The organism is Leptolyngbya subtilissima AS-A7 (genome assembly GCF_039962255.1).
Classification (GTDB): domain Bacteria; phylum Cyanobacteriota; class Cyanobacteriia; order Phormidesmidales; family Phormidesmidaceae; genus Nodosilinea.
In genome coordinates this window covers 13334-26191 of sequence record NZ_JAMPKY010000010.1, presented here as the reverse complement: position 1 = coordinate 26191, position 12858 = coordinate 13334, and the positions used below count along the sequence as shown (strand labels likewise).

Genomic DNA, 12858 nt, shown 5'->3' with positions numbered 1-12858 from the left:
CAATGGCTAATTCACCCACCCTGAGTGTTGTTATCACCTGCTACCGCGAAGGCGACCTGCTGCTGGAGGCGGTGGAGAGCGTGCGCCAGCAGACTCAGCCGCCTCTGGAGATTGTGATTGTCAATGATGCTTCACCAAGCGATCGCACCAACCAGATCTGTCGCCAGTTCGAGACTGAGTCCGATGTTACCCTGGTGTGGCAGACCGTCAACGGCGGCCCCTCAGTGGCGCGCAACGCTGGATTCGCCGCCGCCCAAGGAGAGGTGTTGGTGCCCCTTGATGCCGATGACCTGCTGCCCCCCGACGCTCTAAGTCACATTCAGCAGGCGTTTTTAGATTATCCCGATGCCGGGTTTATTTACGGCAGCTACCTGTGTCAGCGACACCCTGGCGACACCCGCGTGGTCAAAGCAGCACCGATTTCGCTGAACTCTCTGCTACGGGCCAGACGATTTTCGCTCAGCACCAACTGGACGCTGATTGGCACTGCTCCGCTACGCAAGTCGCTGTGGGAGGCGGTGGGTCACAGCGACCCAGAGCTGGGTGCCGAAGACCTGCACGACCTAGAGTTTTGGGTACGGGCCATGGCCTTACCCTGTGGTTATTACAGCACCCCAGAGGTGATTTACATCTGGCGTAAATACTTAGGCAGCAACAGCCGCAAGGTCAACCCCACGTCGTGGTATCGCGTTGCTCAAAAGCACTTTGAGGTCTATCGCCAAAACGGGTTGGAATACCGAGCTCATGAACTGCTGCTGTTAGGCAGTAAGTGGAGTAATCAAGCGAAGGAAATTCGTCACCATCGTCGTGCTTTGCTAACCTGTGTTGCTCGCGGCAATTTTCAGCTCTCGTCGCTGATGGCTTTGGCAATACCCGCTGCTTTATTTCAGCCCATGGCTCAGCTGGCAAAACGATTTCGTTAATACCAAATCCGTGAAATAGCGCTACAGACTGTGGGTCCTCTGCGAGGCTCAGAGCGGGACGGACAGAGAGTTTATATCCCTAAAGTGGCGGTGCCTGTGAATGTGCAGGTCGATGTGTATACCCCCGCCGAACGCCTGCGGCAGTAGTAACTGTCTAGGAAAGGGAACCTGTGGGCCAGAGACGGTGTCTATCTAGCCTGGCTTGGTCAGGGCGCAAGCGCTGGTTTTTGAAAGCTGTTTCGCCTGTTTCTGGCCGTGCTACCCTGGCCGAGAACCCGCTGCTAGGGCTAGCTCTAGTACGGCTTTCCCCTTTTCCTGGAGATGTCATTGTTATGAAACATCCATCAGCCCTTGGGGTTTCCTTGTTGATCTTAGTGGCGGTTACCGCAGCGGTGGGGCCTTCCTCGGCCAACGGTAATCAGTCATTTGGGGTCTCCCATCAGGCTCTCAGCGCCATCTTGTCTAGGGCCAGCGCAAAGGATGTTATGGATTCATACCAACGACAAACCAACACGATTAGCCTCGATCGCGCCAATTTAGATGAGCCCCATCTGCTCTCGGTGAGCATACCGACGGGTTCATCCCTCCAAGGCTATATTGAAATCGATGGTCACACTCGGGTACCTCTAGGTGCCAACTCAGAATTTATCGACGTTAGCCCCTATCTGAGGGAGGCGATCACCCGCGTCACCATTGTGGGCAGCTACTCGCCCCCCTCAGGCTCAGTGGCGATCGCTTTCAATGGCCCCAATACGGTGGTGCAGCAGCAGACTGGCGGCACCGGCCGTATCAACTACCAGCTAAATTTGCTGGTGCAGTAAGTGCGATCAATATTGTGAGACGGCTGGCCTGATAGAACTCTACTCCAGCGCGGCGGTAGGATGCTGTCGCGTCGCCAGATAGGCTCGGTAGCCCTGGTGCGGGCTCCAGGTGATGGCGCCGTCGCGCTCAGTGCAGAAAACTTGAATGCCGCGATCGCGCAACAGTTGCTCAGTAGCCTCATCGATGCGGGGAGCAGAGGCGATCGCCACCTGCGCCCCAATGGCAGCAATTACCTCTGCCGTTAGGGCTTCCCCATGCCACCACAGCACCTCGCTTTGCAGCCCAGGGTGCGCCGCCACCCAAGGCATTTGCTGCTCGGGGGATAGCTTGGGCAACAACAGCCAGTTTTGCCGATTCAGCAGATCTAACCGCAGCCCGCGAGCGCCAGCCTGCAAGTACTGCACTCGCTGGCGGCTTACCGGCTGCATCTGGCCTGCGGTCAGCGGGTGAAACTGGTTAACTGCAGGAGCCTCTGCTAGAGCTGAACTGGCTCCATAGAAATTGCGAATCGGAGTTTTGTCGGCAATGGTGCGCCAGTTGTCGCTGTCACTATCATCGCCGTGAATGGCGCTGGTGAGCTGGTTGATGCCCGCCTGTCGCAGAAAGGGCACCACGGTATAGAAGGCGGTGTCGGCGGTGCCGCTGTTGATTACCAGTGGGGAACGCCCATCCTGCACCACCATCACTGCGTCATTGCCCGCCGCTAGCACCGTCACTTGAGAAAGCGTTGCCCCCCGGTAGAGCAACGGTCCCAAAGCCACCACCACAATTAGCAGGGCGACCAATCCCCGCCGCCGCACCGCACCCCAACCCCAAATCCAGAAAAGCCCATAGAGGCCAACCATCTGCACCAGCGAAATGTGGCCAGTGGCCAGGGCACTGCCGGGTAGACCTACCTCCCACTTCACCAGGGCAATGAGAATTTGGGTTGGCAGCCACAGGGGCCAGGCTAGCAGGCTCCCCAGCCAAGGCCAGGCCGCTGCCGCCAGCCCGCTGGCCATACCTCCCAGGCTGATTACCATGACTAGGGGCGTGGTCACAATATTCAACAGGATGCTGTAGGTGGTGAGGGTGTTGAAATAGAACAACGAGAGGGGAATGGTCCACAGGTAGGCCGCCAGGGGTACCGCTGCCACCGACGCCAGCGTAGTCGGCAGCCACTCCAGCTTTTCTGTAATTGGCGTCACCGCCACCATCAGCCCTAAGGTGGCCATGACGCTGAGCTGAAAGCCAATGTCGTCGATCCACGTTGGGTTAAACAACAGCAGGAGGGTGACCGCCAGCAGCAGACAGCCCAGAGGTTTGATGCTGCGCTCTAGGGCAATGCCCGCTAGCACCCCAGCCCCCATAACCGCCGCCCGCATGACGCTGGGCTGTACGCCGGTCAGCAGCACAAACACCACCAGCGCTGTTCCCCCAGCAATTACCTTGGTCGTCACTGGGTAGGGCAGCCGGGAGGCGATCGCCCGATGGCCCACAATCGCCAGCACCACCCCCAAGATCAGCGACACCTGAAACCCGCTAGCCGCCAGGACGTGGGCCATTCCGGCTTGCATGAACATGTCTTGAATGTCGTAGGGCACATTTACCGCCTGACGGCCCAGGGCCATGGCGCTAACCAAAGGCCCAACTGGACTGCCCAGCCGCTCAGCTTGGGCGCGGGCAATGCGCTGTCGTAGCCGCCACAGTGCCCACCGGGGAGGCGACTGACCCTGGTCAGGCAGAACGCGATCGCCCGCAAACCCGGCAAAACAGCGCTGGCTGGCTAAATACCGTCGAAAGTTAAACGCATTGGGATTTTTAGGCAGGGCCGGTTCGTAGAGATTGCCCTGTATCTGCACCCGCTGCCCTGGAAACAGGCCCTCACTTCGCTCCACCGGCACGGTGACGTAGAGCTTGCCTCGAACCAGACTGGGGATACCAAGGGGATTGTTTTCGGCATCCAACCGGCGCACCTGGTTGGTGGCTAGCCAAAACTGCCCTCGACCACTGCGGGTCAGGCGAGGGAGGGTTTGCACCTCGCCCCAGACGATCTGCTGTGCTCCAGCCGCTTCGCCCTGACTCAGCAGGGAACTGATATCGAGAGAGCCAGGGACTGGGTAGCGCAGGCCGTAGTTGAGGGCAGCTAGAAGGGCGATCGCTCCCGCCCCCAGCCACATAGCCGCCGTCGGCCCTCGCCGCCAGCGACGGGGCAGCACCAGTGCCGCCAAACTCGCTGCCGCGATCGCCCCGATACCGGCAACAGCCACCCCAACCCAAAGGTTCAATCCTAAATGACGCACCCAAAGACTGACCCAGAGTAGGCCAACGCAGTATGCGCTAGCCCACAGCAACCCCGCAATTCCGCCCATAGAAATTTCTCTGCACTCTGCACCCGGCTATTACCTTTAGAAATCCCGAACCCCAACTCTGACTCACAGCTCCACAAGCACTGCCACCGGCTAAATCTGGCTTTGCTCTTGAGCCATAGGAAGTCCCGTAGTTTGCTTTTCTCAATTTTTAGTTGCCAACTTTTGAGAAATCAGTAGTATTAATCAGTGCTACGTCGCTACATCCAGGGAGATGAGAACCATGACGCAATTGCCCTCTGGTCTATCCACCAGACCCGAGACTTTTGCCCCCGCCAGCGAGTCGAACCTTCGCCTGCAGCGGGCGGTAGAAAGTCTCAACCTCAACCTGGATGACGAGCTGCACCGCTACCGACAAGCGCGATCGGGTCAGGTTACTCCCACCCCGGCTCGCCTACAGCTGCGGACTCAGCGCAAGCCCATCGACCTGATCACTGTCAAATCCACAGCGGCGACAGCAACGGCGGCAGCCGCCGCTCCACCCCCACCCCCCAACGCCCGTCTGCAAGAGATTTTGGGGCAGTCATCAACACCTAGCGTGCAGGCGTACCCGCCGCAGGCCACTGTCAACCAAGTGCGCATGAGCCACGGCGGCACCCTAACCACCTATCGCCCGTCCCCAGAAGACTATCTAGAAAGTACTGAAGCGCTGTTGGGCAGCCTGCCCAACGCCGGCCAACAGCACCGCGAACCAGCATACGTGCCCTCTTTTGGGCGCCAGCTAGCCACCCCGCTAGGAGTCGGTGCTCTGCTGCTACTGCTAGTAACCAGCGCTGGGTTTGGCTACCTGGTCACGTCACCTCAGGCCATACAGCACCTGACTGACAATGCCATCACCCGCCGCCTTAAGGGCGACCCCATCCCAGCGGATAGTAATGCCGACTCCGTAGCCTTAGACGGCCTAGAAAGTCAGGCCGAATCAGGCTTCAAGCCCCTCGGTCCAGATCTGTCAGAAAAAGAGTTTGCCTCCCTCGATCTGAACAACATCAGCACTCTACCCTCCGCCGATTCGCCCAAGTCACCCGCCGCTGCAGCCGCGCCAGGGACTACTTCACCCACTATGGTCGGGGGGCAGCCCTTGCCTATCAGCGGCCAGCGCCCTGGTGAGCCCAGAACCACAGGCCCTCGCCCGGGCGTGCTTACCCCTGCGGGGGGTAGTGGCGGGGTGCTGCGCGCCGAAATTGTGACCGCTCCTAGAGCCGCAGTCAGCGCTCCTAGAGCCGCAGTCAGCCCTAGGTCGGTCGCAACCGCTGCCCCGGCGCGATCGGCCCCGGCCCCAGCCACCGCGCCTGCTGCTCGGGTAGCGCCCCCTGCTGCCAGTGCTCAGCCACCACGGCCCCTAGCCGCAAACCGAGCCCCAGCAGCGCCCCCAGCCCCGATAGCCCCGCCTGCTGTAGCACCGCCGGCCCCCATTACCCAGGCTCCACCCCAGGCGACAGCTCCTAGCTACTACGTGGTGACCGACTACAACGGCGCCCAGTCGCTAGAGTCAGCCCGCAGCGCGGTGGGTGATGCCTACGTACGCAATTTCTCCAACGGCACCCGCATTCAGATGGGTGCATTTTCTCAGCCGTCATCGGCCCAAAATCTCGTCAATGAGCTCCAGGGACAAGGGATTCCAGCCCAGGTAATTTCACCCTAGAGGGAGGAAGAGGTGGGGGAGACGGAGAGATAAGTTTTGGGTTTTGAACGTTGAGTTTTGACTGCTTCGTGTGCCACAAAAACTCGAAATTCAAAACTCAGCACTCAAAACTTTTTCCCTCACCTTCCTCATCCCACCACCCCTCTAGCCGCCTGTTATGCTGAAGCAAATCACCGTTGTGGGAGAGACTCGATGGGGTTGTTTGATCGGGTATGGCGAGTTCTGCGGGCGAATCTAGGTAGCGCCGTCAACCAGGCCGAAGACCCCGAAAAGGTTTTGGAACAGGCGATGGCCGATATGCAGGCCAATCTGATTCAGCTGCGCCAGGCGGTAGCCCAGGCGATCGCCACCCAAAAGCGCACTGAGCGCCAGAGCTCCCAGGCCAAATCAACCGCCCAGGAGTGGTACAACCGCGCCGAGCTAGCCATTCAAAAGGGTGAAGAAGACCTAGCCCGCCAGGCCCTCACCCGTCGCCAAACCTACCTGCAATCGGCCCAGGCTATGGACGCCCAGCTCAACCAGCAGCGCGACGTGGTCAACGGTCTCAAGGACAACATGCGGCGGCTAGAGGCCAAAATCTCTGACGCCCGCACGAAAAAAGACCTGTATATCGCTCGCGCCCGCTCTGCCGAAGCTTCCCAGCGCATTCAAGACATGCTGGGTCAGACAGGCACGGGCGGCTCGCTCGCCGCCTTTGAGCGCATGGAGGAGCGAGTGATGGAGCTAGAGGCTAAATCTGAAGCCCTCGAAGAACTCAGCGGCGACCCCTTAGAGCGCCAGTTTGCTGCCCTTGAGGGCGGATCGACTACGGTGGATAATGAGCTAGCGGCGATGAAAACCCGTTTGGCAGGCCAGGGGGGCACCCCAGGTTTACCGCCAGCCCCTTAGACCATGCTGGTCAGGCATCACATCTCACAATCTTAGAGATTGACCTGAACTGAGAAGGCACTTCTTCGGCTTCTGCTCTCTGCAAATTTTGCTCATCCAGCAGACGGTCAGCAATTACAGCTGGCTGAATGTTCTTCAAAACACTGTTTGCCCTTTGGACTGTCTCTACAATGCGGCCCAAGGCACTTTTCTACCCCCATGTCTACTACCACCGAACCCTCCCTTGTTCACGAAGGCAGCGTCAACGAGGACTATCCCCTTGAACCGGTTCCCCAGGCGGCTCGCCGGTCATTTGTTTCTCTGGCGGCCATTTTAGTGGGCTTTACGCTGTACTCTGGCACTCTGTTTGCTGGCGGGTTAATTGGTCCTTCATTTCGATTTTGGCCCGACCTGGTGAGCCTAATTGTGATTGGCAACCTCATCTTGGGACTGTACGCAGCGCTACTGGGCTACATCGCAGGCGAGACGGGTCTAACAACGGTGCTGATGGCGCGGTTTAGCTTTGGCAACGTGGGTTCGCGCTGGGTCGACTTTATTTTGGGTTTCACGCAGATTGGCTGGTATGCCTGGGGATCGGCGCTGATGGCGCAGCTGTTTAACAGCCTGGCCGGAGTGCCCGAGTCTTGGAACTGGCTAGTGATTTTGTTTTTTACCTACGCCTTTTGCTCTACGGCCTATTTTGGCTATACGGCGATGGACTGGCTAAGCCGGGTGGCGGTGCCAGCCATGGTGCTGCTAATGGCTATGAGTCTGTCGGTGGCTTCGCGGGATGTCGGTGGGTTTGCGGGATTGCAGGGGTTGGCGATCGCAGATCCCCTACCCCTAGGGGCGGCCATTACCATCATTGTTGGCACGTTCGTGTCAGGAGGCACCCAGGCTACCAACTGGAGCCGATTTTCTAAAAATGGAAAGGTCGGCTTTGTGGCCACGCTGATCGCGTTCTTTTTGGGCAATGGTCTGTTAATTTTTTCGGGAGCGTTTTGCGCCAAGGTCTACGGCGAGCCCGACATCGTCAAAGTGATGGCCCAACAGGGATTGGTGGTAGGCGGTCTGATTCTCTTTCTGCTGAACATGTGGACCACCCAGGACAATACTATCTACGCCTTCTCCATCGCCGGGTCAAATATGTTTCGCTCCAGCCGCCGCACTCTGTTTGTGTTGGGAGGCGCGACGCTCGCGCTGTTTATGGCTTGGGGCGGCATTTACGAAGGGCTGGTACAGTATTTAATCTTGCTGGGCACATTCATTCCACCCATCGGCGGCATTATTATGGCCGACTACTGGGTCAACCATCGAGGCCAGTTTCCATCGCTGGATGAACGTCAGCCTGCGTTTAACTGGGCGGGGGTAATCGCCTACGTGGGGTCCTCTGCGATCGCCTACCTCACCGGCCAAATTGGCTGGGGCATTGTGCCCATCAACGGCATTGTGTCAGCCCTGGCAACCTACGTTGTGCTGAGTCGGGTGCTGCCGTCATCGCGAGCAGCATAGGCAATTACAGCTCAAGTGTCTACGGTCATAGGGCTGTTCCTCTGGATAGAGATATTAGACGCAGCCAAGTGACTATGCTGGGAGCTTAGTGTCGTCACGGTAACAATTGCGATGCCTATCTCGCCCGAAGCCTCAGAGTCTGATGGAGAGCCTCCGCCTGTGTGGCTATGGTGGTTGGCGGTTGGGCTGTTGCTGCTGGTGCTAGTGGTGGTTAGCTATGGGTATCTCAGGGGCAGCTTTCGCCAAGCCTCAACCTGCACAATCGATAACGTACCCAGCTTAGATGACCCGTGTTTTGCCCTTTGTTTAGAAGGGTTAGCCAACTCCGCCGACACTACCGGGCGCCTGGTTGGTTTTTGGAGTGAGATAGACGATGTCTATGCCGCTCGCGATACCGCCATGGCCGGTGCCGAGAAGCTAATTCAATATGAAACCTACTTTATGACGCCGGGCCGCCGGGCCGATGCCTTTGCCGAGGTGGTTGCCGATCGCGCCATGGCCGGGGTGACGGTGCAACTCCTGCTCGACCACCAGGGCACCAAGGCAATGCCCGAAAAATACTGGCGGCGGCTGAGAAATGTCGGGGTTGAAATTCAGTTCTTTCGGCCCCTCGACTGGCGCGCGCCGCTGGAATACAACTCGCGATCGCACCGCAAACTGCTGATTATCGACGGCTGCCGGGTATTTATTGGTGGGGCCGGCGTATCCGACTTTTGGGATGGAGTCGCCTTTGACCACGATGATGGCCCCTGGCTCGACTTTGAAGTAGCCTACGAAGGCGAAGTGGTAAGCCTGCTCCAGGGCAAATTTTTGCAAAACTGGTCCTGTGCTGGGGGATGTATCGACCTCAAGCAAGGTCTACGTTCGGTACAAAAGCATGGGTCTACACCGCTTTACATTACCGACAACACCTCCAGCCTCAACGAATCTTCCATGCGGCTGCTGATGCAGCTCCACATTCTGGCGGCCAAAGAGCGACTGTGGATCGGCAGCCCCTACCTGGTGCCCGACGATGACACTACCCAAGCCCTAATCTGCGCCTGCAAAAAAGGCGTAGATGTTCGCATTCTCACCATGGGAGCCGCTACCGACAAAAAAATGGTGCACATGGCCAGCCGCGGCCTGTATGGCCCTCTGCTTGAAGCCGGCGTCAAAATTTGTGAGTATCAGCCCAGCATGATGCACGCCAAGTTTGTGCTGGTGGATGACGGTTGGGTTAGCACCGGCAGCGCCAACTTTGACCCCCGCAGCTATTTTCACAACGACGAGCTAAATATCTCAGGTGCCTACCCCGAGTTGGCCCGTCAAGTCGAGCAGTTTTTTATCGATGCCATGGCCAACAGCTACTGCATCACCTACACCGATTGGCAGAACCGCTCCACCTCCGAAAAGATCAAGGGCCAAATGGCGCTGCTGTTTAGGCAGTTGCTCTAGGGCTTGGGCGATCGCGATCGCTACCGCTGCGACCCAAGTTTAGGAGTTTGCTCAAAACTCAGGCTATTCTGAGCAAGCGCATGTAGCATCTTGTAGTATGAGCTGTAATCGTTACAGCTTAAGGCTGTGACGTATGCAAATGCGTCCTTACCAAGGTGGCTAAAGTCACTATTCCCTAGAAGCTAAACCGTTGCCCTGCGTTAGCTTGATGGGACGCAGAATTTGGCCACAACAGCTACCTATACTTTTGCAAAACCCTGAGTTTCTGAATGATTCGACCCACTGTTGCCGCTGACACCAGCAATTTGATATCCCTAGCTGACGCGACCGGCCTGTTTGAGCCCCACCAGCTCAAGGAATTGAGCACCCTGTTGGTCAACTTCTTTGACGACACCACCGCTAGCAAGGCATTTTGGCTAACCGACGACGACAGTGGGCCGGTGGGGATGGCCTATTGTGAGCTAGAACGCATGACCGATCAGACCTGGAATCTACAGCTGATTGCTATTCACCCTAGCCGCCAAGGGCAAGGGCGGGGGACAGCGCTATTGCGCCACACTGAGCAAACGCTAGTGGCACGGGGTGGGCGCATGCTGATAGTCGAAACCTCCGGTTCTGATGACTTTGAGCGCGTACGAACGTTTTACGCTAACTGCGGCTATCAAGAGGAAGGGCGGATCCGCGACTTCTACGCAACGGGCTACGACAAAGTGGTATTTCGCAAGGTTTTAGAGGTGTGAGTTGGGGAAATCTACCCCAAATCGATCGCAAATATCCAGTCTTTATACTCGTCGTCGCGCCCTTCGGTGATGGCAGTGAGCTTTTCACGCAGGCGATCGGTGATAGGGCGATTAGTGGGCAGGTTGTAGGACTCCACCTTACGAACCGGGGTGATTTTAGCCGCCGTGCCGCTGAGAAATACCTCGTCAGCAATTAGCAACTCTGACTTATCGACCGGACGCTCGACTACCTCAATGCCCAAGTTGCGGGCCACCGTGAGAATGCTGTCGCGGGTAATGCCTTCGAGAATGTCCTGCTCGTAGCCGGGGGTGATCAGCTTGCCGTAGCGGACGATGAAGACGTTCATGCCCGAGGCTTCGCTGACTTTGCCCTGAGAATTCATCAAAATCGATTCGTCAAAGCCCGACTCAACGGCCTCGGTTTTGGCCAGCGATGAGGTGATGTAGGCGCCGCTGATTTTGCCGCGCAGGGGCAGACTGCGGTCTTCTTGCCGATACCAGGAGCTAATGCGGCAGGTGACGCCCTCGGGTGAGAGATAGTCGCCCAGTTCTAGCCCGTAGACGAAAAAGCTTTTCTCAACGTTGTGCAGCCGAGGCGAAATGCCCAGGTCTGAGGTGTAGACAAAGGGACGAATGTAGAACGATTTGTCAGGACTGTTTTTGCGGACGAAATCTTCGATCACCGCCTGAATTTTGTCGCCGGGCAGGTCGTAGTTGAGCAGCCGGGCGCTGGTGCTGAGGCGCTGGCAGTGGCGATCGAGGCGAAAGAGCAAAATGCGTCCGCTGCCCGTCGGGTCAGGAATGCCGCGCAGCCCGCCAAAGGCCCCAGTGCCGTAGTGCAGGGCGTGGGTGGCAATGGAAAGCTTGGCGTCGCTAAAGTCGCAAAACTGGCCTTCAAAGTAAGCGACGGGTAAAAAGTTGTGCATGGCTACGGCTGGGCAAAATTCGGCATCTTTACCAGAATAGACCCAATCCACAGCCTATTAAACTAGTGCACAGCGACTTGCCACGACGAAAGCGGAACTGGCAATGCCTTAAATCGAGCGTCTACACCGCTCTAGGTGGGAAAGGGTAGCTCGCTGGTAGGCACAACTCACGAGGCTCTAAGCGGCGACGGCAGGGCACCTCATCTCAGTGCGAAGAATTATTGAGGTATCATGCCTTACAACGGTTTCCCTGGGCATCTTGGGAGGGAACCCATCCAGGCCGCGCGATCGCGCCTTTAGCTGCTATGAATAATGCCCTGCTTGCCTCTGTCCGTGAAGCCGACGGTCGCTACCTGAGTGATGTTGAGCTGCGCCCCTTCGAGCAAATGATGGAGGCCTTTCAAACCCGGGTGAATCTCTACAACCACGTTAGAGACCACAGCAAAGACATAGTGCTCAACACCCTGCGGCGGCTCATGCAAACCCCTCACCGCCAGGTCGTACAAGAGCACGCCCAGCAGTGCCAGCGCGATATGACCTATACCCTGGAGTACGTTGCCAAGGGTGTTTTGCTCCACGACGAAGATGGCTTTATGGAAGAATATCTGGTGTGGATGCAAAATATTATCCGCGCCTTCCATCGTCAGACGGCCTGTGTGGTGGCCTACCGTCTGCTCAAGGAAGAAGTACGCACTACGCTCCCTAGCGACCAGAGCAATCTTATGATGATGTATCTCGACAAACTCACTGAGGCGCTCGAGAGCGGCATTTAGCGCAATGGTCAAAGATCGATCCGAGAGGCGTTGGCGCAGCTTTCTAAGGAAGAATCGCATTCCCTGGGCGACTACATAGCCACTGATCGGCAAAGGGATCCGCTACCGCCCTAGTAACAATTCCTTGCTAGAAATCATTTGACTACCCAGGTGCCTGGTTTGAAATTAGACTAGGGTCAATCTCGTTCATTGATTTCTTGCAGAGCACCTCCATGGGAAAGTCTCACCTTAGCCCCCGTCAGCGGTCCTACGAAGCCGACCTGATCAACCGCCTGTCGGACAACCAGCAGCTCAATCAGGCCCAGCAGCGGATCAGCGGTCTCAGCGACAAGGACCGCAACCTAGTGTCTGAGCGCCTCAGCGGTCGCACCCGAGGACGTTTGCAGCAGAACTACTAGCCCATCGCCAAATTTCTATGGCCTCAACTGTTGGGCCTGGGAAAGTCGGACGATGGGTTTTGTCTTGGTAGCTAGGGTTGCCATAGGCAGGGCGATCGCGCAGTGTCTCCAAAGAAGAACCGCGCCCCAACCCTGACTCGACAGGGGGGCAGTTCTCACCTATAGCTTGACGTGGCTACCGTCGCAGAAAGGCGCGTTTTGCGTGTACTTGCAGGCGCACAGCGCCACTTGCTTTTTCTCCTCCAAGGTAAATTTCATTGGCGTGAATTCGGTACCTTTGTGGGCACCGTTGCAGAAGGGCTGGTTCGTTGACTGGCCGCAGGTGCACCAGTAATAATCGCCCGCCTCCAACTCCATCACCACGGGCTTAGTATCGGCAATTACAGGCTCAGCCATCGGTCTTTCCTCTCGTTAAGATCAGGTTTTGTTGCGGATATTCTGCGGCGGCAGCGGAAGTTTCCCTGCCGCCGCAA

Annotated in this window: 12 protein-coding genes; 9 read left to right on the top strand and 3 right to left on the bottom strand. The window is 57.5% G+C overall.

Annotated features, from left to right (window positions below):
- The first annotated feature begins 2 nt into the window (after positions 1–2).
- Complete coding sequence (locus NC979_RS20055; RefSeq protein WP_190521006.1) at positions 3–923, top strand: glycosyltransferase family 2 protein; 921 nt, start codon at positions 3–5, stop codon at positions 921–923.
- Between the two features lie 332 nt (positions 924–1255).
- Positions 1256–1744, top strand: coding sequence for a hypothetical protein (locus tag NC979_RS20050; RefSeq protein WP_190521004.1), 489 nt, complete (start codon positions 1256–1258; stop codon positions 1742–1744).
- Positions 1745–1783: 39 nt separating this feature from the next.
- Here the strand turns inward: NC979_RS20050 and NC979_RS20045 are convergent, their stop codons facing one another.
- Positions 1784–4096, bottom strand: coding sequence for a ComEC/Rec2 family competence protein (locus NC979_RS20045; protein WP_190521002.1), 2313 nt, complete (start codon positions 4094–4096; stop codon positions 1784–1786).
- A gap of 220 nt (positions 4097–4316) precedes the next feature.
- Here NC979_RS20045 and NC979_RS20040 point away from each other — a divergent pair, with 220 nt between their 5' ends.
- The 5 genes from NC979_RS20040 (at position 4317) to NC979_RS20020 (ending at position 10288) form a co-directional block, all read left to right on the top strand.
- A complete protein-coding gene (locus tag NC979_RS20040; protein WP_190521001.1) occupies positions 4317–5735 on the top strand; it encodes an SPOR domain-containing protein in 1419 nt (472 codons plus the stop codon).
- Between the two features lie 192 nt (positions 5736–5927).
- Positions 5928–6623 carry a PspA/IM30 family protein gene (locus NC979_RS20035; RefSeq protein ID WP_190520999.1) on the top strand — a complete coding sequence of 232 codons (696 nt, stop codon included), beginning with the start codon at positions 5928–5930 and terminating at the stop codon, positions 6621–6623.
- Between the two features lie 198 nt (positions 6624–6821).
- On the top strand, positions 6822–8114 hold the full coding sequence (codB, locus tag NC979_RS20030) for a cytosine permease (RefSeq protein ID WP_190520997.1): 1293 nt from the start codon (positions 6822–6824) through the stop codon (positions 8112–8114).
- A 111-nt stretch (positions 8115–8225) separates the two neighbouring features.
- Entirely contained in the window at positions 8226–9548 is a 1323-nt protein-coding gene (locus tag NC979_RS20025) for a phospholipase D-like domain-containing protein (protein ID WP_190520996.1), read from the top strand.
- 269 nt (positions 9549–9817) lie between these two features.
- Complete coding sequence (locus NC979_RS20020; RefSeq protein WP_190520994.1) at positions 9818–10288, top strand: GNAT family N-acetyltransferase; 471 nt, start codon at positions 9818–9820, stop codon at positions 10286–10288.
- 11 nt (positions 10289–10299) lie between these two features.
- Here NC979_RS20020 and NC979_RS20015 read toward each other — a convergent pair whose 3' ends face one another.
- Positions 10300–11265, bottom strand: coding sequence for a branched-chain amino acid transaminase (locus NC979_RS20015; RefSeq protein WP_431191097.1), 966 nt, complete (start codon positions 11263–11265; stop codon positions 10300–10302).
- A 254-nt stretch (positions 11266–11519) separates the two neighbouring features.
- On the opposite strand from NC979_RS20015, the gene NC979_RS20010 reads away from it, so the two are divergent.
- Together NC979_RS20010 and NC979_RS20005 are read left to right on the top strand one after the other, a co-directional pair.
- Positions 11520–11987 (top strand): globin family protein, encoded by a 468-nt coding sequence (locus NC979_RS20010; protein ID WP_190520990.1) that lies wholly within the window; start codon positions 11520–11522, stop codon positions 11985–11987.
- A 212-nt stretch (positions 11988–12199) separates the two neighbouring features.
- On the top strand, positions 12200–12385 hold the full coding sequence (locus tag NC979_RS20005) for a hypothetical protein (RefSeq protein ID WP_190520988.1): 186 nt from the start codon (positions 12200–12202) through the stop codon (positions 12383–12385).
- 159 nt (positions 12386–12544) lie between these two features.
- On the opposite strand, the gene NC979_RS20000 is transcribed toward NC979_RS20005, so the two are convergent.
- Positions 12545–12781 carry a CDGSH iron-sulfur domain-containing protein gene (locus tag NC979_RS20000; RefSeq protein ID WP_190520986.1) on the bottom strand — a complete coding sequence of 79 codons (237 nt, stop codon included), beginning with the start codon at positions 12779–12781 and terminating at the stop codon, positions 12545–12547.
- Between the last annotated feature and the right edge of the window lie 77 nt (positions 12782–12858).

Coding starts and splice junctions, on each gene's coding strand:
- NC979_RS20055 (WP_190521006.1), top strand. CDS start 3: ATGGCTAATTCACCCACCCTGAGTGTTGTTATCACCTGCTACCGCGAA.
- NC979_RS20050 (WP_190521004.1), top strand. CDS start 1,256: ATGAAACATCCATCAGCCCTTGGGGTTTCCTTGTTGATCTTAGTGGCG.
- NC979_RS20045 (WP_190521002.1), bottom strand. CDS start 4,096: ATGGGCGGAATTGCGGGGTTGCTGTGGGCTAGCGCATACTGCGTTGGC.
- NC979_RS20040 (WP_190521001.1), top strand. CDS start 4,317: ATGACGCAATTGCCCTCTGGTCTATCCACCAGACCCGAGACTTTTGCC.
- NC979_RS20035 (WP_190520999.1), top strand. CDS start 5,928: ATGGGGTTGTTTGATCGGGTATGGCGAGTTCTGCGGGCGAATCTAGGT.
- codB (WP_190520997.1), top strand. CDS start 6,822: ATGTCTACTACCACCGAACCCTCCCTTGTTCACGAAGGCAGCGTCAAC.
- NC979_RS20025 (WP_190520996.1), top strand. CDS start 8,226: ATGCCTATCTCGCCCGAAGCCTCAGAGTCTGATGGAGAGCCTCCGCCT.
- NC979_RS20020 (WP_190520994.1), top strand. CDS start 9,818: ATGATTCGACCCACTGTTGCCGCTGACACCAGCAATTTGATATCCCTA.
- NC979_RS20010 (WP_190520990.1), top strand. CDS start 11,520: ATGAATAATGCCCTGCTTGCCTCTGTCCGTGAAGCCGACGGTCGCTAC.
- NC979_RS20005 (WP_190520988.1), top strand. CDS start 12,200: ATGGGAAAGTCTCACCTTAGCCCCCGTCAGCGGTCCTACGAAGCCGAC.
- NC979_RS20000 (WP_190520986.1), bottom strand. CDS start 12,781: ATGGCTGAGCCTGTAATTGCCGATACTAAGCCCGTGGTGATGGAGTTG.